The organism is Planococcus chinensis, from assembly GCF_020071995.1.
Classification (GTDB): Bacteria; Bacillota; Bacilli; order Bacillales_A; family Planococcaceae; genus Planococcus; species Planococcus chinensis_A.
Genome location: NZ_JABWTK010000007.1, coordinates 207610 through 226033, shown reverse-complemented (window position 1 = coordinate 226033; position 18424 = coordinate 207610). Strand labels below are relative to the sequence as shown.

Annotated in this window: 18 protein-coding genes; 11 read left to right on the top strand and 7 right to left on the bottom strand. The window is 46.4% G+C overall.

Annotated features, from left to right (window positions below):
* Positions 1–22 precede the first annotated feature (22 nt).
* The 8 genes from ybaK (at position 23) to HU147_RS13330 (ending at position 8553) form a co-directional block, all read left to right on the top strand.
* The gene (ybaK, locus tag HU147_RS13365; protein WP_224076717.1) at positions 23–508 is read left to right on the top strand and encodes a Cys-tRNA(Pro) deacylase; all 486 of its coding nucleotides are present in this window, start codon (positions 23–25) and stop codon (positions 506–508) included.
* Positions 509–582: 74 nt separating this feature from the next.
* Positions 583–1224: a YczE/YyaS/YitT family protein gene (locus HU147_RS13360; RefSeq protein WP_224076716.1), complete on the top strand. Its 642-nt coding sequence runs from the start codon at positions 583–585 to the stop codon at positions 1222–1224.
* Between the two features lie 104 nt (positions 1225–1328).
* Positions 1329–1967, top strand: coding sequence for a class I SAM-dependent DNA methyltransferase (locus HU147_RS13355; RefSeq protein ID WP_224076715.1), 639 nt, complete (start codon positions 1329–1331; stop codon positions 1965–1967).
* Positions 1968–2399: 432 nt separating this feature from the next.
* Positions 2400–2873, top strand: a complete 474-nt coding sequence (locus tag HU147_RS13350) for an S-ribosylhomocysteine lyase (protein ID WP_224076714.1) — start codon at positions 2400–2402, stop codon at positions 2871–2873.
* An 11-nt stretch (positions 2874–2884) separates the two neighbouring features.
* Entirely contained in the window at positions 2885–3805 is a 921-nt protein-coding gene (locus HU147_RS13345) for a PLP-dependent cysteine synthase family protein (RefSeq protein ID WP_224076713.1), read from the top strand.
* Between the two features lie 11 nt (positions 3806–3816).
* Positions 3817–4950 (top strand): bifunctional cystathionine gamma-lyase/homocysteine desulfhydrase, encoded by a 1134-nt coding sequence (locus HU147_RS13340; RefSeq protein WP_224076712.1) that lies wholly within the window; start codon positions 3817–3819, stop codon positions 4948–4950.
* A 216-nt stretch (positions 4951–5166) separates the two neighbouring features.
* Positions 5167–7269: an immune inhibitor A domain-containing protein gene (locus tag HU147_RS13335; RefSeq protein ID WP_224076711.1), complete on the top strand. Its 2103-nt coding sequence runs from the start codon at positions 5167–5169 to the stop codon at positions 7267–7269.
* A gap of 93 nt (positions 7270–7362) precedes the next feature.
* Positions 7363–8553: a glycine C-acetyltransferase gene (locus HU147_RS13330; protein ID WP_224076710.1), complete on the top strand. Its 1191-nt coding sequence runs from the start codon at positions 7363–7365 to the stop codon at positions 8551–8553.
* 186 nt (positions 8554–8739) lie between these two features.
* Here the strand turns inward: HU147_RS13330 and HU147_RS13325 are convergent, their stop codons facing one another.
* The 4 genes from HU147_RS13325 to HU147_RS13310 form a co-directional block, all read right to left on the bottom strand.
* Complete coding sequence (locus HU147_RS13325) at positions 8740–9915, bottom strand: M20 metallopeptidase family protein (protein ID WP_224076709.1); 1176 nt, start codon at positions 9913–9915, stop codon at positions 8740–8742.
* 154 nt (positions 9916–10069) lie between these two features.
* Positions 10070–10819, bottom strand: a complete 750-nt coding sequence (locus HU147_RS13320) for an amino acid ABC transporter ATP-binding protein (protein ID WP_224076708.1) — start codon at positions 10817–10819, stop codon at positions 10070–10072.
* 35 nt (positions 10820–10854) lie between these two features.
* A complete protein-coding gene (locus tag HU147_RS13315) occupies positions 10855–11556 on the bottom strand; it encodes an amino acid ABC transporter permease (protein ID WP_224076729.1) in 702 nt (233 codons plus the stop codon).
* A complete protein-coding gene (locus HU147_RS13310; RefSeq protein ID WP_224076707.1) occupies positions 11543–12370 on the bottom strand; it encodes an amino acid ABC transporter substrate-binding protein in 828 nt (275 codons plus the stop codon). Before HU147_RS13310 ends, HU147_RS13315 begins: the two co-directional genes overlap by 14 nt.
* A 393-nt stretch (positions 12371–12763) precedes the next feature.
* Between HU147_RS13310 and HU147_RS13305 the strand changes: the two genes are divergently transcribed.
* Entirely contained in the window at positions 12764–13708 is a 945-nt protein-coding gene (locus HU147_RS13305) for an L-threonine 3-dehydrogenase (RefSeq protein ID WP_224076706.1), read from the top strand.
* Positions 13709–13805: 97 nt separating this feature from the next.
* Here the strand turns inward: HU147_RS13305 and HU147_RS13300 are convergent, their stop codons facing one another.
* The 3 genes from HU147_RS13300 to HU147_RS13290 all read right to left on the bottom strand — a co-directional run bounded on the left by HU147_RS13300 (position 13806) and on the right by HU147_RS13290 (position 16388).
* The gene (locus HU147_RS13300) at positions 13806–15176 is read right to left on the bottom strand and encodes a YjiH family protein (RefSeq protein ID WP_224076705.1); all 1371 of its coding nucleotides are present in this window, start codon (positions 15174–15176) and stop codon (positions 13806–13808) included.
* 157 nt (positions 15177–15333) lie between these two features.
* Entirely contained in the window at positions 15334–16023 is a 690-nt protein-coding gene (gene bshB2 / locus HU147_RS13295) for a bacillithiol biosynthesis deacetylase BshB2 (protein WP_224076704.1), read from the bottom strand.
* A 14-nt stretch (positions 16024–16037) separates the two neighbouring features.
* Positions 16038–16388: a YojF family protein gene (locus HU147_RS13290; RefSeq protein ID WP_036802957.1), complete on the bottom strand. Its 351-nt coding sequence runs from the start codon at positions 16386–16388 to the stop codon at positions 16038–16040.
* Positions 16389–16526: 138 nt separating this feature from the next.
* On the opposite strand from HU147_RS13290, the gene HU147_RS13285 reads away from it, so the two are divergent.
* Together HU147_RS13285 and HU147_RS13280 are read left to right on the top strand one after the other, a co-directional pair.
* Complete coding sequence (locus HU147_RS13285; protein WP_224076703.1) at positions 16527–17399, top strand: ABC transporter permease subunit; 873 nt, start codon at positions 16527–16529, stop codon at positions 17397–17399.
* Positions 17400–18410, top strand: a complete 1011-nt coding sequence (locus tag HU147_RS13280; protein WP_224076702.1) for an ABC transporter permease — start codon at positions 17400–17402, stop codon at positions 18408–18410.
* Positions 18411–18424: the final 14 nt, after the last annotated feature.

Here is an 18424-nt window from a genome sequence, read left to right as displayed (position 1 = left end):
AGATCAGATAGAGGTGTAGCCCATGGCGAAAAAAATCGCGAAAACCAACGCAGCACGAATACTTGATAAAGAGAAAATTGCGCACGAAGTGCTGCAATATGATCCGGAAGACGGCAAGATTGACGGCGTTTCAGTGGCGGCTAAAATCGGGTATCCGCCGGAAACCGTCTACAAGACCTTGGTCGCTGCCAGCAGCTCAAAACAGAACTATGTCTTTGTGATTCCGGTAGCAGAAGAACTTGATTTGAAGGCTGCAGCAAAAGCGGCTGGTGAAAAAAAGATTGAAATGGTGCCGGTGAAAGACATTCTGGGATTGACCGGCTATATTCGCGGTGGCTGTTCGCCGCTCGGCATGAAGAAGCTGTTTCCGACGTTTGTCGCTGAACAAGCGCAAGAGTTGGAAGACATCATCGTCTCTGCAGGAAAAATCGGCATGCAGTTGAAATTGTCGCCTGCTGACTTGATTGAAGTGACCCGTGGGCGCTATGCCGCTGTCACAGTTGAATAAGCAGGAATAAAAACCATCCGTTCTTTTGGGAATGGGTGGCTTTTTATTAGTACATAATAGAAAGAAGGATGGCAATGGGGCGTGCATTTTTTTACCGCTGGCTGTTTTTTATTAGCGGCCTGATTGTTTTGGCTTTAGGATTTACGATGATCATCAAAGCAGATAAGCTCGGCATCAGCCCTTGGGATGTATTGAATGTCGGCCTTTATAAAAATTTTGGCTTAACAATCGGTACATGGGCCATTATCGTGGGTTTGGCAGTAATCGTTTCGACGATGCTGTTTACGCGGAAGATTCCTCAAATCGGCACATTCTTGAATATGCTGTTGGTCGGAATTTTTATCGATATATTCAACTGGCTCATCCCGGATATTGAAACGCTGGTCGGCCAAATCCTCATTTTTCTTGCTGGTATCACAATTTCCGGCTATGGCGTCGGCCTTTACGTTTCGCCGCGGATCGGAGCAGGGCCGCGTGACAGCTTGATGCTGATCCTTGTCGAAAAGACCGGCCTCAGCATAACCGTCGTCCGGGCGGGCATTGAAGTGACTGTCGCTTTGGTCGGCTGGCTGCTCGGTGGACCGGTCGGCGTTGGCACAGTCGCAGTCGCTTTGTTGACGGGCAGAATCGTACAAATTTCATTGCCGCAATTTGAACGGCTGCTTAAGAAAATTATTGATAAAAAAGACAACATCCCGCCCGTTCTAAAAATTTAAGAAGGCGTTTCAGAAAGTTGAAACGCCTTCTTAAATATGGTATAAATAAAACCTAGTAAGGCTATTGGTTTTATAAATATAAGTATCCAAAAGGGGCATTTAAAATGGGGCGCGAATTCGTAGAAATATTTGATGAATGGGTTCACACATACGACGACTCAGTATATGGAAAAGATAAAGAATATGAAGATGTTTTCGTGAAATACGATGAAATATTGCAAGCAGTGGCTGATTTAGCCATCAGCCCGGTAGTGGAATTCGGAGTTGGCACAGGAAATCTTACAGAGAAATTGCTGGCACGCGGGCTTCAAGTGACAGGCATCGAGCCGAACGAAGCCATGCGCGAAGTAACCGCAGAAAAACTTCCCGATTTAACATTGGTGGACGGGGATTTTCTTCAGTTTGATGATAAAATTGGAGCGAAGACTTTTGTCAGCACCTATGCTTTCCACCATTTAACAGATGAAGAAAAAGCCCAGGCTTTTCGTTTGTACGCAGAAAAATTGCCGGCTGGCGGGAAAGTGGTATTCGCAGATACATTATTTGAATCGCTCCAAGCCAAACAGCAGAAAGTGGATTTTGAAGCATCGCGCGGATATGTTAACCTGGTGGAAGATCTGAACCGGGAATACTACACCACATTGCCGGCCATGAAAGAATTAATCGAAGCGGCAGGCTTTTCAGTTGAGTTCACCCAACTGAACGGGTATGTTTGGTTAATAGACGCGACTAAGAAAGGTTGAGGCGCCTCGTTAAGCTCCGACAGGCGTAAGACGATTTGGCGAAGCGGCGCTTTTCAGCCGCATAGCCAAAGTGGCTTACGATCCGAGGAGCTAGGCGCCGAAACTGGACACTAAGAAAAGCGAAATCGGCCGTTAAGATTCGAAAGGCATAAGACAGATTGGCGAAGCGGCGCTCTTTGCCGCACAGCCAAGTTGGCTTATGTCCCGAGAATCTGGCCGATGGAGTCTGGACAAAGAAAGGTTGAGGCGCCTGTCCAGCTCCGACAAGCGCTGGAAGACTTGCAGGTGATGGCGCACTTTGCCATCGCAGGTAAGTCTGAAGCGACTCGAGGGGCTAGGCGTCAAAACTGGACACAAAGAAAAGCGAAAGCGGCCGTTAAGCTGGCTGCTGGAATCTGGAAATTAAAATCAACTTATAAGGAGTCGAAATTCATGAAAAAAATGAATGTAGAAAGCTTCAATCTGGACCATACGAAAGTGGTAGCACCATATGTACGTTTAGCAGGGGAAAAAACAGGATCTAACGGCGACACCATCCGCAAATACGATATCCGTTTCAAACAGCCGAACAAAGAGCATATGGATATGCCCGCGCTTCACTCGCTTGAGCATATGATGGCTGAACATAGCCGCAACCATTCAGACCAAATCATTGATATCGGGCCGATGGGCTGCCAGACAGGGTATTATTTGTCTGTTATTAACCATGATGATTTCGAAGACATTTTGCGCATTTTGGAAAACACATTAAAAGATGTCATTGCAGCGGACGAAGTGCCGGCCTGCAACGAAGTGCAATGCGGCTGGGCAGCGAGCCACAGCTTAGAAGGTGCAAAAGAATTGGCGCGTGAAATGCTGGCGAAAAAAGATGAGTGGCGCCAAGTATTTGCCGAAGAAACTGTTTAAGGAGAATGGGCATGAAATTTGCAACCGAAATCCAGCAGTTGATTGGCAATACACCCTTATTGGAATTGACGCATGTCGACATTCCGAACAATTGCCGCATCTTTGCTAAATTAGAATTTTTCAATCCAGGCGGCAGTGTGAAAGACCGCCTGGGTGTTTCTTTGATTGAGGACGCGGAACGCCGGGGAGTCTTGAAGCCGGGCGGGACGATGATCGAACCGACTGCCGGAAATACCGGAATCGGCTTGGCGCTTGCGGCAATCGGCAAAGGCTATCATGTGAAGTTTGTGGTGCCGGAAAAATTCAGCCAGGAAAAACAGGCCTTGATGCGTGCGCTTGGCGCAGAAGTGATCAATACGCCGACTGAACTGGGCATGAAAGGCGCCATTACGAAAGCCAACGAACTGGCCGAGCAGCAGAATGCCTTTTCACCGTCGCAGTTTTCCAATCCGGCAAATCCGGATACGTATGTCCGGACGCTTGGGCCGGAACTGTGGGAAGCGCTTGACGGCAATATCGATGTGTTTGTGGCAGGGGCAGGATCCGGAGGTACATTCGCTGGAACATCCAAATTCCTGAAATCCAAAAACGAAGCGATCAAAACCGTCATTGTGGAACCAGAAGGCTCAACCATCAACGGCGGCGAATCAGGACCGCATTTGACAGAAGGCATCGGCATGGAGTTTTTGCCGGATTACATGGACCGTTCACATTTCAATTCCATCCATACGATTTTAGATAAAGAAGCATTTGCAGCAGTTGGAGAGTTGGCGAGAAAAGAAGGATTGCTTGTCGGCAGTTCCTCTGGTGCAGCGTTTGTAGCGGCGATGAGAGAAGCCGAAACGGCAAAGCCCGGAAGCCACATCGTGACCGTTTTTGCTGATTCGAGCGAACGTTATATGAGCCAGAACATTTACGGAAGAACATTTTAGGAGGATCATTCATGAAACCAAAAACAAGATTAATTCATGGCGGGATTTTCGGAGACGAAGCGACTGGAGCAGTCTCTACACCGATTTATCAAGTAAGTACGTATAAGCAGGAAGCAGTCGGCAAGTTCAAGGGCTATGAATATTCACGTACAGGGAACCCGACGCGCCACGCACTCGAAGAATTGATTGCAGACGTAGAATATGGCCATGCCGGCTTTGCGTTCGGTTCAGGAATGGCGGCCATTTCTTCGGTCATGATGCTGTTTTCAGCAGGGGACCATATCATTTTGACAGACGACGTTTACGGCGGTACATACCGTGTTGTCAATAAAGTCCTAAACCGTTTCGGCCTTGAATTCACGTTTGTGGATACAGGCGACTTGGAGGCAGTGAAAGCAGCAGTCAAAGAAAACACAAAAGCGATTTTTATTGAAACACCGACCAATCCTTTATTAAAAGTAACGGATATCGAAGAAGTTTCAGCTTTTGCAAAATCGAAGAATATGCTGACGATTGTCGACAACACGTTCATGACGCCTTATTTGCAAAGCCCGATCAAACTTGGCGCAGATATCGTCCTGCACAGCGCGACGAAGTACATCGGCGGGCACAGTGACGTTGTCGCTGGACTGGTTGTCGTCAATTCGGCAGAACTGGCACAGGACCTCCATTTTGTACAGAACTCTGTCGGAGCGATACTCGGGCCACAGGATTCATGGCTATTGATCCGCGGATTGAAAACGCTTGGCATCCGCATGGAAGAAGCGGTTTCGAACGCACAAAAAATTGCTGAATTCCTGGATCAGCATGAAGCAGTAAACGCAGTGATTTACCCTGGCCTTTCAACACATACTGGCCACGAATTAATGAAAAAACAGGCAACCGGTTTTGGTGCAATGATTTCATTTGATGTGGGCAGCAAAGAAAAAGCGGATGAAATGCTGGCGAAACTGAAATACTTCACGCTTGCGGAAAGCTTGGGCGCGGTAGAAAGCCTGATTTCGGTTCCGGCTCAAATGACGCACGCGTCAATTCCAGTAGAGCGCCGCGGAGAGCTTGGTATTTTAGAAGGTTTAGTACGCATTTCTGTAGGGATTGAAGATCTAGAAGACTTAATCGAAGACTTAACCAATGCATTGAAATAATTTTGAAAACCGCCCTTGTGGCGGTTTTTTCTTTTTATGCAGATCTTATTTTAATAAAAATATCAAATTATTTTATTTAATGGGTATTTTTGTAGATAACATTGCCTTACATTTCGATATACGAAATATATCAATCAGCATATTCTTCTGAATTGTCAAACATGTTAATATCTTATTTAGTGATAAGATTCTGACAATTCGTAGGAGGAAAACAACATGAAGATGAGCAAATGGGCTTCGGTCCTTTCAGCTAGCGCACTAACATTATCCTTACTAGTACCGGCAGCAGCAGCGGCACCTGTAGAACCGGTTCCATCGTCATCCAACTGGAACACGGCAAAATACGATAACAAGATCGATATCGATCAGCAATTAAACCAGTTAACATTGGATCCTGAATTCCAAAAGGAAGCAGATAAAAAGATTAAAGCGCAAGCAGATGAAGTGAAGTCAGCAGAAACCGATTCGAAAAATGACAGCACGTTCACGGAAGACCACGGAACAAAGCTTTTCCTTGACCGCAACCTTTCATTTAAAGAATTCACGCTTCGCAGCATCGGCGATAACGTGGAAATCTGGGTTGCCAACGATTTGGCGTATGGACCGAACAATCCAAAACCGGCTGATGTAGTAACTCAAGAGCAAGTGGATAAATTGCGCGCTGAGTTCGACAGCAATATTTATCCGAAAGCGACTGACTTTTTTGGAACACCAGATAGTTTAGATGGTTCTAAATCTCCTCTTCCAGGCATGGTAGGGCTTCCTGAAGGCTATTACGAAGGCTCCGACAAAGTCATCATGCTTGTCGATAATGTGCAGGATGAAGGCTGGAACGACCCATCGTATCCATTCTTTGTAGCCGGCTTCTTCTGGCAGACGCTTGAGAACTATACAGACCGCAACATCATCACTATCGACACAAACTCATGGGAAACTCGCCTGGAAAGCACATTCTTTGGAACAACTATTCATGAATTGCAGCATTTGATCCATGCGGACAACGACGGTGCAGAAGAAACGTGGTTGAACGAAGGGATGTCCACATTCTCTGAATACCTTGGCGGATATGGCCACGGCGAAGGATCCATCAATTTCTACCTGGATCATCCGGAAAACTCACTGGTCAACTGGGATGAGCACGGAACAGCAGCGACGGGTCCGGAAACCATTGCAGACTATGGCCAAGTTTACTTGTTCACACTTTATATGTACGATAAATTCGGCAAAGAATTCATCCGCGAGCTTGCAGTTGATGGAACGAGCCAAGGCATGACGAGCGTCAACGAAACATTGAAGCGATACGGTTCTGACAAAACATTTACGGAAGTTTACCAGGACTTCATGACCGCTTTGACGTTGGATGATTCCAAAGTGAGCAGCGACTACAATATCGACAGCATCGACTTGCGCAATCTTCCGGTAGGCGACAGTGTCCGCGGCAAAACAGTCGATTTTGAAAAAGCGAAAACATTTGAAAAAGAAGGCGTTCCAGCTTGGGGCGGTGACTTTAAAGAATTCAACTTCGGAAAAGATGTCCGCGGATTGGAATTTGACGGCGTTGATTTCCTTCCATTGCAATGGAGCACAGTAGCGGATCCAAAAGGTTCTGGCGCTAAAGTGCTGCATGCCAATAACGGAGACGAAGCCGATCAGGCATTGATTTTCGGCGCAACAGTTCCTGCAACGGATGCAAAATTGACGTTTGAACATTTCTACGACATTGAAGAGCAGTGGGATTTCGGAATGGTGCAAGTTTCTACAGATAACGGTGAAACATGGACATCTCTCCAAAACGAAAACACACGCAGCGATGTAGTGGAAGAAGGCTACCCGACAATCAAAGAAAATGTACCTGGATTCACAGGCACGAACGGCAATTGGACTACGGAAACATTCGATCTTTCAGCGTATGCTGGCAAAGACGTCCTGATTTCATTCCGCAATTTGACGGATTGGGGTTCGAATAATGCAGGCTGGTACGTGAAAAACGTGAACTTGGGCAACTTCTCGAATGCGGGAACGTCGACAGATGCGTTCCAGTCACTTGGCCAATTGAAAGGTGAATATGTCGACTTCACGACCACATTCATCCAAACGAAGAAAAACGGCCAACAACGCGTCTTCCATGTGGATCCATACAATGTAACGAACAAACAGGCATTGGATCTTCAGCAAGTGCTTCGCGAAGGCAATGTGAAAATGATCACTTCCTATGCAGCAGCAGAAGGGCAAAAAGAAGCGAAGGAATTCACTTATGAAGTGAAATACAAAACAGCTAACCCGAATAAAGGCAAAGGCAAAAATAACGGCAAAAAATAAAGTAGAAGCGGACCTCGGTCCGCTTTTTCTTTTGGGAAAAATTTGCGTTATGATAAGATGGAAAGTGAAATTGCTTGCGAAAGGAAGAGGACATTGTCGAAAAAATTGGATGCATTTTTAGAAACAAACCTGAACGAACTGAAAGAGCAGGGCTTATATAATGAAGTAGATACAGTAGAAGGACCGAATGGACCGATTATCAAAGTGCGCGGCAAAGAATTGATCAATTTGTCTTCAAACAACTATTTGGGGCTTGCGACGAACGAAGACTTGAAGCAAGTGGCCAAAGATGCCATTGATGCATACGGTGTCGGTGCAGGTGCAGTCCGTTCTATTAACGGTACGCTTGATCTGCATATCAAACTGGAAGAGAAATTGGCCGAGTTCAAAGGCACAGAAGCTGCGATTTCTTACCAGTCCGGCTTTAACTGCAATATGGCAGCGATTTCTGCAGTCATGGATAAAAACGATGCAATTTTGTCTGATCAATTGAACCACGCCTCGATCATTGACGGCTGCCGTTTATCAAAAGCGAAAATCATCGCATTCAAACACTCGGACATGGAAGACCTTCGCGCGAAAGCGAAAGAAGCAACGGAATCCGGCCTTTACAATAAAGTTATGGTCATCACCGATGGCGTGTTCTCAATGGACGGCGACATTGCAAAGCTTCCGGAAATCGTGGAAATCGCTAAAGAATTCGACTTGATTACCTATGTTGACGATGCGCATGGATCGGGCGTTACCGGCAAAGGGAAAGGGACTGTGAAACATTTCGGCCTTGAAAAAGAAATCGATATGCAAATGGGAACTTTATCGAAAGCAGTCGGAGTTGTCGGCGGTTACGTAGCCGGGAAACAAAATCTGATCGACTGGCTGAGAGTCCGTTCGCGTCCATTCTTGTTCTCAACTGCGGTAACACCAGGCGACGTAGCAGCCATCATTTCTGCATTGCAGATGATCATCGATTCTACAGAACTGCATGATAAGCTTTGGGATAACGGCGACTACTTGAAAAAAGGCTTGAAAGAGCTTGGATTCAATATCGGAGATTCCGAAACGCCGATCACGCCTTGCATCATCGGCGACGAAAAACTGACGCAGCAATTTTCGAAGCGTCTGTTTGAAGAAGGCGTTTATGCAAAATCAATCGTCTTCCCGACAGTTGCCAAAGGCACAGGACGCGTCCGCAACATGCCGACAGCAGCGCATTCAAAAGAAATGCTCGACAATGCAATTGAAGTCTACGCAAGAGTCGGAAAAGAACTCGGCGTAATCAACTAAAAAGACGAAAACCCGCCATCTTGGCGGGTTTTTTTATTGGGTTGGCAGAGTTACGCCCAGTTAAGGTTAAAATACGCCCGGTAGCAGAGAATATATGCACAGTAAAAGTTAAAATACGCCCGGTTAACGGATAAATACGCTTCTCCGCCAAAAAAGCGGATGCACAAGGCATCCGCTTCAGCTATTTTACATCGCTTGTGCTTTAAAATAAGTCGCTGCAAACACTTTTGCTGCCACAAGCATTGCTTCTTCATTGAAATCAAAGTTTTCGTGATGGTGAGGGAAGCTCAAGCTGTCGTCTTCCATTTTCGCGCCGACAAAAAAGTAAGCACCGGGCTTTACTTGTGTGTAATAGGCAAAGTCTTCAACCGGCATGATCGGGCTGGTCTCGATGACTTTTTCTTCGCCAAGCGTTTCGATTGCTGCACTGCGTACGATGTTCATCGCTTCAGGATCGTTCCACAGCGCGTCATAGCCGGTTTCAACGATGACTTCCGCACTGGCGCCTATGGCACGTGCCACGTTCTCAGCAATGGCTGCCACGCGCTCACCGGCAAGCTTGCGGAGTGCCGGGTCGAATACGCGGATGGTGCCTTCCATCACAGCTTCGCTTGGAATCACATTGTCCGCATCGCCGGCATGAAATTTGCCGATAGAAACGACAAGTTCCTTGAGCGGGTCGGCATTGCGGCTGACGATGGACTGCAAGGCCACCATGATATGGCTGGCTGCGAGGATAGGATCAACGCCGGTATGAGGTTCAGCGCCGTGCGTGCCGTATCCTTTGACGACAATCTTAAGGGCATCTTCAGAAGCCTGTAAAAAGCCGTCACGCACATAGACGCGGCCGTTTTCCATCTTGCTCTGGATATGGGCTCCGTAAACCAGGTCGACGCCGTCCAGGCAGCCGTCCTCAATCATGCCGCGCGCACCTCCGGGCGACAATTCTTCGCCGAACTGGTGAATCAGTACGATGGTTCCAGGAAGGTCATCTTTCATTGAAACCATCGCTTTAGCAAAGCCCAAAAGGCCAGCCGTATGCCCGTCATGGCCGCATGCGTGCATGACACCGGGAACCGTGGATTTATAAGCTGCATCTTTTTTATCATCGATTGGCAGCGCATCAAAATCTGCCCGAAAAGCGATCGTCTTGCCGGGTTTAGCGCCGCGGATCGTCCCAACGACACCGCGCCCGCCTACATTGCGCCGTACTTCTACACCCATTTCCTCAAGCTTGTCTGCAATAAAAGCAGGCGTTTCGACTTCCTGGTGGGATAGTTCAGGATGCATATGGAGATGGCGGCGTACGGACACCATTTCTTCGTAAAGCGATTCAATTTTGGTCATTACAGCTGATTGCATAGATTTATTTCCCCTTACTTTTAGAATAAACACATTGTTATCAGTATACAGCTTATAAAATGGGGAAGGCAATCAGAGTGGAATAAAAAATCGATAAAAAGAATAATTATTCAAACAAGGACAAAAAACGCTGCCTTTATAAGGCAGCGTCGCTTTAAATTACATCTGTTTTTTCGATTAAGTTCAAGAATTGCTGTGTACGTGCTTCTTTCGGGTTGTTAAAAATATCTACCGGTTTTCCGCGTTCAACAATTTTGCCGCCGTCCATAAAGAGCACTTCATCGGCAACGCCTTTAGCGAAGCGCATTTCATGTGTGACGACGACCATTGTCATGCCTTCAGAAGCGAGGTCTTTCATGACCTGCAGCACTTCGCCGACCAGTTCCGGATCAAGCGCTGACGTCGGCTCGTCAAACAGCATCACTTTTGGCTCCAATGCGAGCGCTCGCGCAATGCCGACGCGCTGCTGCTGGCCGCCTGACAATTGAAACGGATAATAATCCATTTTGTCGCCGAGGCCGACTTTTGTTAAAATCTCTTCAGCCTTTTTGCGTGCAGCTGCTTTATCTTTTTTCTGGACGATCACCGGTCCTTCCATGACATTTTCAAGCGCCGTCATATGAGGGAACAGGTTATAATGCTGGAAGACCATCGCGGATTGTTTTCGGAAAGCTGTAATCTGGCGTTTGGAAAAAGGCTTCGAAAAATCAGCGGTCTGGTCGTCAATGGTAACCGATCCGGCAGTAGGGACTTCCAGGATGTTCAAGCACCTCAAAAAAGTCGTTTTGCCGGATCCGGAAGGGCCGATGACGACAATCGCTTGGCCTTTTTGCACATCGACATCAATGCCTTTCAATACTTCCAAATCACCGAACTTTTTGTGTAAATTTCTGATGGATATCATATCTCGCTCCTTACTGCAATCTTACTTTGCCTTTATTATCGGGAAACATAACGGTCAAAACGATGTTCCAGTCTGCCTTGCCCGACTGACAATAAGAAACAGACAACCCAGTAGATTAAAGCCGCTTGGCCGTATAGCAGGAGGAACTCGTAATTGGTCGCGGCGATCTGCTGGGCGATGCGGAACATTTCCGTAACGAGAATGAGTGATGCCAGCGATGTATCTTTCACCAAACTGATAAACGTATTTGAAAGGGGTGGAATGGATACGCGAGCTGCCTGCGGCAAAATGACACGGCGAAGCGATTGGGTATACGTCATGCCAATTGTATTTGCCGCTTCCCATTGGCCTTTCGGGATGGACAAAATGGACGCCCGGATCACTTCGGAAGCATAAGCCCCGACGTTCAAGGAAAATCCAAGAATCGCAGCCGGGAACGGATCGATGACCACTCCGATTGTCGGAAGTCCGTAAAACAAAATGAATAGCTGAACCAGCAATGGAGTCCCACGGATAATGGAGACATACACGCGGGCGATCCATTGCAGGATTTTTACTGTAGAAATACGGGCAAGTGCAGTCAGTACAGCTAAAATCAGCCCGAGTACAAAGGCAATCAGCGTTAAAGGAATCGTATACTGGACCAGCCCTTCCAGCAACGGCAGCCAGGCGGATTGGGAAATGTCCGAGAGACGTTCCAGCCTAACCGGGTCAGAAAAAATATTATTCAAGTACATTTTCGCCGAACCATTTTTCGGAAATTTCGTCGTATGTGCCGTCTTCAATCATTTCAGCTAGGGCTGTGTTTGCTTCTTCAATAATAGCGCCGCTGCCTTTACGGAATAACAAGGCACTTTTCGCTGCATCAGAAGCTTCATCCACGATCTCGATATTGGCATCGGGACGCTGTTTCAAAAAGTCCAGAACGGTTAAATTGTCATTGACAGTTGCGTCAACGCGGCCGGAGTTCAGCAATTCAATGGCTTGGTTAAAGCCTTCCACACCTTCAATTTCAGCGCCAAAAGAACGGGCAGTTTCAGCATAATTGCTTGTTAGTGACTGGGCAGAAAGTTTTCCTTCCAGGTCTTCAAAGCTTTTGATTTCTTCATTGTCTTTTGCCACTACCAGTACGGCAGTAGAGGTGATATACGGATCTGAAAAATCATAGCTTTCTTCACGCTCAGGGTTGATGCCGACTTGGTTCGCAACCATATCAAAGCGGCCGGAATCCAATCCTGCAAACATGGCATCCCATTGCGTTTCCAAAAATTCGACTTCAACGCCTATACGTTTGCCGACTTCCTGTGCAATCTCTACGTCAAAACCGGTCAATTTGCCGGAGTCGTCATGAAAAGTGAAAGGAGGATATGTTCCTTCTGTACCGACAACCAATTTGCCTTCTTCTTTCACTTTAGCCAGGACATCTTCTTCTGTGCCGCCAGACCCCGCTGCATCGTCTGTTGTTGGATCTTCTTCCGGCGAACCGCCTCCACAAGCAGCCAATATAACAGCGGCAAGCAATAACAACAGCAGTAAACTGAATTTCTTCATAATAAATCCCCTCTTTTTCCTATAATATTTTTTTGTTTAAGCTTTTGAATTTCTAATTATGTACAGGTTCATGTCGCTTTTAATACCCTTTTTTATATAAATGGAAACTATGAAAACAAAACACAGTGGAATACTTGGTTTAATGGGTAGAAAAGGCGAACCAGAAATGCAAAAGCTCAGTTCTTGACGAACTGTATCATTATAGCACCAAGAATCTGGGCATACAAATGAATAGTTTGGCATATTTCTGAAGGCTAAAACTTAAAAATATTGTTTTTTTAAAGAGAACAATTTATAATGACTACAAGATAAAGCTTAATAAGACAACGAATTTATAAATATTCATGTGTTTTTACAGAGGACAATTGTTTTGGCTGAGAGGAGATTATTAAAATGAAGCGAATAATGATTACAGGGGCACTTGGACAAATTGGATCGGAATTGGTGGAAAAGCTGCGGAATATTTATGGACAGGATAATGTCTTGGCTACAGACATCCGTCCTGCAAGCGATGCCCAAGGGCCGTTTGAATTGCTGGATGTAACAGATGCACAAAGAATGCACGATTTGGCGAAAGATTTCGGCGCCGATACGATGATGCACATGGCGGCTTTATTGTCTGCTACTGCTGAAGAAAAGCCGTTGCTTGCCTGGAACTTGAATATGGGCGGTTTGGTCAATGCACTGGAGGCTTCAAGAGAACTCGATATGCAATTTTTCACGCCAAGTTCCATTGGAGCATTCGGGCCTTCTACACCAAAGAAGAATACGCCGCAGGACACGCTTCAGCGCCCGACGACGATGTACGGCGTCAACAAAGTAGCCGGAGAGCTGCTCTGTGATTATTACTTCCAAAAATTCGGCCTTGATACCCGCGGCGTCCGTTTCCCTGGGTTGATTTCCTATGTGGCACAGCCGGGCGGCGGAACGACTGATTACGCAGTGGACATCTATTACAAAGCGATTGAGCAGAAGAGCTATACGTCTTATATTGCCAAAGGCACCTACATGGATATGATGTACATGCCGGACGCGCTTCAGTCGATCGTCGACTTGATGGAAGCAGATCCAGCAAAACTGGAGCACCGCAATGCCTTTAATGTAACAGCAATGAGTTTTGAACCGGATGAAATCGCGGCTTCTATCCGCAAGCACATTCCGGATTTCCAAATGGCCTATGATGTCGACCCGATCAGACAAGCAATTGCTGACAGCTGGCCGGACAATATTGATGCATCAGCAGCCGAAAAAGAATGGGGCTTTAAAGCAGCATACGATCTTGATTCGATGACTGCGGACATGCTGGAGAAACTAAAAAAAAAATTGGTGACTGTTTAATCAAAGAAGGGGAAACGATGTAATCATCGTTTCCTTTTTTTATTGGAGACCTACTAAAAAAGGCCATTCGCAATTTGCGAATGGCCTTCAGCTTGATTTAAAATAACAGATGTCCAATTCCAGCAACAATCGGCAAAGCGATAATTGTACGAAGCAGGAAAATGACAAGTAAATCAAAGATATTGACGGGGATTTTCGAGCCGAGCAGCAAGCCGCCGACTTCTGACATGTAAATCAATTGCGTAACCGACATCGTAGCAACGACGAACAGCGTCAGTTCGGATTCAATCATGCCTTCAGCTAGAATGGCCGGCAGGAACATATCTGCGAATCCGACAACCATAAGTTGTGCAGCTTCCGCAGCTTCCGGAATACCCAGCAGCATCAAATATGGTTCAAATGGTTTTCCGAGAATGGTGAAAATAGGCGTGTAAGTAGCCAGCATCAATGCGACTGTACCGAACGCCATGACGACAGGCGCAACACCGATCCACATATCCAAAACGTTTTTAAAACCGTCCTTGAAGAATTCGCCTACAGATTTGTTATCATTTGCTTTGGATAAAGCATTTTCAACACCATAAGACACCACATTATAGCCTTCCGGCACTTCTTCAGACATGGCTTCTTGCGGCTTGCCATTCATGAATGTCGTCGGTTTTTGTGCAAGCGGGAAAATGCGCGGCATAATAAGGGCCAGTACAATCCCTGTCAAAATGACCGTTCCATAATAAGGAAGGAAGTATTCACCGAGTCCGACTTGCTGGATAACCACAATCGCAAATGTGATGGATACAACGGAAAATGTAGTACCGATGATTGCAGCTTCACGCTGCGTATACTTATTTTGAATGTACTGTGTATTGGTCAACAGCACGCCGATGGTTCCGTCGCCTACCCATGACGCAAGTGCATCGATGGATGAACGGCCAGGCAGACGGAAAAGCGGACGCATGATTTTCACCATCATTGTTCCGAACAGTTCCAATAAACCAAAGTTCATCAAAAGAGGCAAGAACAAGCCGGCAAACAAAAAGATAGTGAAGAGGAAAGACAATAACCCGTCAGGAGATAGCAAGAGTCCGCCGGTATCTGCACTCCAGACCGCTTCAGGCCCGATTTGGAATAATACCATGATGGCGAAAACGGCACCAATGATGCGGACAATTGTCCAAAATAAATTAACGTTGAATAATCGGTCGAAAAATGAGACCTTATGTCCTTCTTTTACTTTGCGGGTAATCACGACTAGTGAGCCGACAGCTGCAATTATTAAAATGATTAACATAATCCAAGGCGCTATGGATTCGATTGCTCCGGCCATCGCATTGGCAAGAACGGCAATCGTAACCATCCATACAGTCTGTCCTTCTTCGTCAATAGTTGGAATAGGTACCAAGAACAGCAGTATGCCGAGCAGCGATGGAATTAAAAATAAGAGCCAGGTCGAAACTGGAAACTTTTTCACAAATAAACCCCTTTTCTTTGTGCATGAAAACACGTGATGAATAGTAATTATACAGCATTTTTCTCCCCTGAAAATGCTTACAATCAAAGTTTATATTATCTGAAAACAGCATAAAAAAACACCCCTATTTTCAAAAAGAAAATAGGGGTGTTTGGGCTTAGAAGGATTCCTCGAAATCCTGGTCCCAACGGTAGTTGTAAAAACGTTCTTTTGTCAGCCAGTTTTCCGTTTCAGTGTCGCCTTGCGCCAGTTTATGTTCCATTTCTTCAAGCATCCAGGCGGTTTGGGAAATGTGGGCTTTCATGGCATTCATTTTTTGGTCGCGCACCGGTGAAATGTCATATACGACATCCGGGTTTCCGAGAACATCCAGTGTATTGTTGGCAAATGCCACACAATGCAATTTCGGGCGGTCTTCCATGCGGCGGACAGCGCGCACTACGGCACGGGCTGTTGCTTCGTGGTCCGGGTGCACCGAAAGATTCGGATAAAAAGTGATGATCAAGGAAGGATTCAATTCAGCAATCAAATCAGCCATCATCCCAACCATCTTTTCATCATCTTCAAATTCCACTGTTTTATCGCGCAAACCCATCATCCGCAAGTCGGCAAGGCCCATTGCCTCAGCAGAAGCGATCAATTCTTTCTTGCGGATCTGTGGCAGCGATTCGCGGGTAGCGAAAGGCGGATTGCCAAGATTGCGCCCCATTTCGCCGAGTGTCAGGCACGCGTATGTAACGGGTGTCCCTTGTTTGATATGCGTAGAAATTGTTCCTGAAACGCCGAATGCTTCATCGTCCGGGTGAGGGAAGACGACGAGTACATGCCGTTCTTTTGGAATTGTCATCGTTTGTTCCCTCCTTAATAACTGAACGGTGTTTCGCTGATTTGCAGCGCCACCGCCAATTTTCCTGATCCGTCGTGTCCTGCAAGCAAGAGCCGGCCTTGCTCATCAAGTTCGTAGTGGGTGATTCCCTGGGCGTAAACCCAGCCATGCGGCAACTTCAAGCCGACGCGGTGCGGGCTTTCACCGACCACTTTCCCCAATTCGTAATTGATCACGACATTGCGGATAAAAGCCCCGGCGTTGAAAAATCCTTCATTGAAATGTGTGGCATATGAGCCATTGGTTGTTTCCAAGTGCAGATAAACGTCTCTGTTTGCGAAAGCATCCAGCTCCACTTGCAGTTTTTTAACTTCTACTAATTCCATTTTGTTCACTCCTCCGGCAGTCCGTATTCTTTTAGTATAGGGAATATTATAGAAGAATGCGATTAGGATGCTTTACGGAACCCGAAATAATGCTATCATTAACGAAAGAAATAATATTTGAAAAATTGAATCAAAGGAATGTCGCCGGTGAATTTATTAATCAGATTTGTGTTTTCAATTGTGGGGATTGTACTTATCAGCGGACTTCCGACTTTGGTGAAAGGCTTGCTCGCTGGAGAACTGCAGTTTAAGCAATATATGGCTTCCATCCAGTCCGTTTTAAACAATATATGGCCGATTCAGGATTTTGCGGTATTCAATATACGAACGCAGCGCGATATCCTGCTGTTCCCGACCATTGCCGAATACATAAGCTATTCGCTTCAAATTCTATTTTTGGCTTTTGCAACAGCTGTTTTTTTCGCTATGCTGTTTACAGTGATAACGATGCTGTTGCCGGAAACAGCACGTGAACGGATCAAAGGCACGTTGTACTTTCTGGAGTCGATTCCGGATTTGCTGGTCATTATGCTGGCGCAGCTCGGCGTTATCCTGATTTACCAGCAGACAGATGTGTTGATTTCAAAAATAGCTGTTGTAGGAGGGGACCGGATTTACTGGCTTCCTGTCCTTTGTTTAATGCTTTTGCCGGCAATTCAATTATACCGGCTGAGCATGTTGACCTTCCAGGAGGAAGAGCGCCAAATGTATGTGGAGCTGGCCCGTTCGCTGGGATTTTCTAGAGCGTTTATCGTGTTGGTGCATATGTTCCGGAACGCCGTCATCAGTGTTTTTTTCCAGTCGAAGAAAACCTTATGGTTCATGTTGTCGAACCTGTTCGTACTGGAATTGATGTTCAATATGCCGGGCATCATGCTGTTCATGAAAGACAATATTTCACCGGAAGTTTTTCTGGTAGCAGTATTCAGCTTTTTTATCCCGATGTTCCTCGTTTACAGCATAGGAGAATGGTTCTTTCTCCGGCATTACCGCGGAAAGGAAGTGGGATAAATGTGGAAACGTCCTTATTTTATCATCGGCTTTAGCATCTTGGCATTTTTCCTGGCGGGAAGTTTTATTTACGAAGGCTTATTCGGCAATGTGCCAAAGCAGACTTTATTTATTACGGAAAATGGGAGGGCGGTGGAAGGCCCACCGCTTTCGCCGCAATGGAGCCATCCGCTTGGTACGGACCAATACGGTTATGACTTATTCGGAAAATTAATGCTGGGGGGAAAATACACCATTCTATCCGCGCTGGCAATCGCGGCGCTGCGGATGCTGATTGCGGTGCCGCTCGGTTATGTACTGGGGACCTATCTGCAGCGGCAGCGCATGTGGATCAGCGGTCTGGCCGATTCGCTGCATTACGTGCCTTTGACTCTTTTCGCCTCTTTTGTCCTTTACTCGGTGCTCTGGATGCCGGCGGAAGGCTTTACGACCGGAATGTGGGAACGCATCGGCATCCAAATTGTTTTGATGGCGCTGCTGACAGTTCCGATTGTCGCGGTGCTGGTCGGCAATGAAGCGGCACTCTTAAGCCGCCAGGAATACATACTGGCTTCAAAAGTTCTGGGAGCGGGGCGTATGCGCATCATCCGCAAGCATATGTATCCGCAAATGAGGGAGAAGCTGGCTGTTTTGTACGGCCAGCAAGTGATTGAAACGTTCATCATCTTGGCGCATTTGAGCTTGTTTGATTTATTCCTTGGGGGCACTAAAGTAAGCTACGATCCGATATTCGGCGATCCGCCGATGTCCATTTCCTATGAATGGGCGGGTTTGTTCGGCTCGACATTCCGCTATTTGCAAGGCGCGCCTTGGCTGCCCTTGTTCCCGGTCCTGTTTATCGCCTTGTCGATTTTGGCAGTGTCGCTGATGCTGGAAGGGTATTTGCAGTCCAAAAATCCGAAAGTGAAAAAGAAACGGAAAGCAGCGGCTGCAGAAGACAAAATTGTGGAATGGAACCGGAATCAGTTGCGCGAACAAATGGTGCGCCTGAAAAAAGAAGAAATACTTTAATGAAATAAACGAAG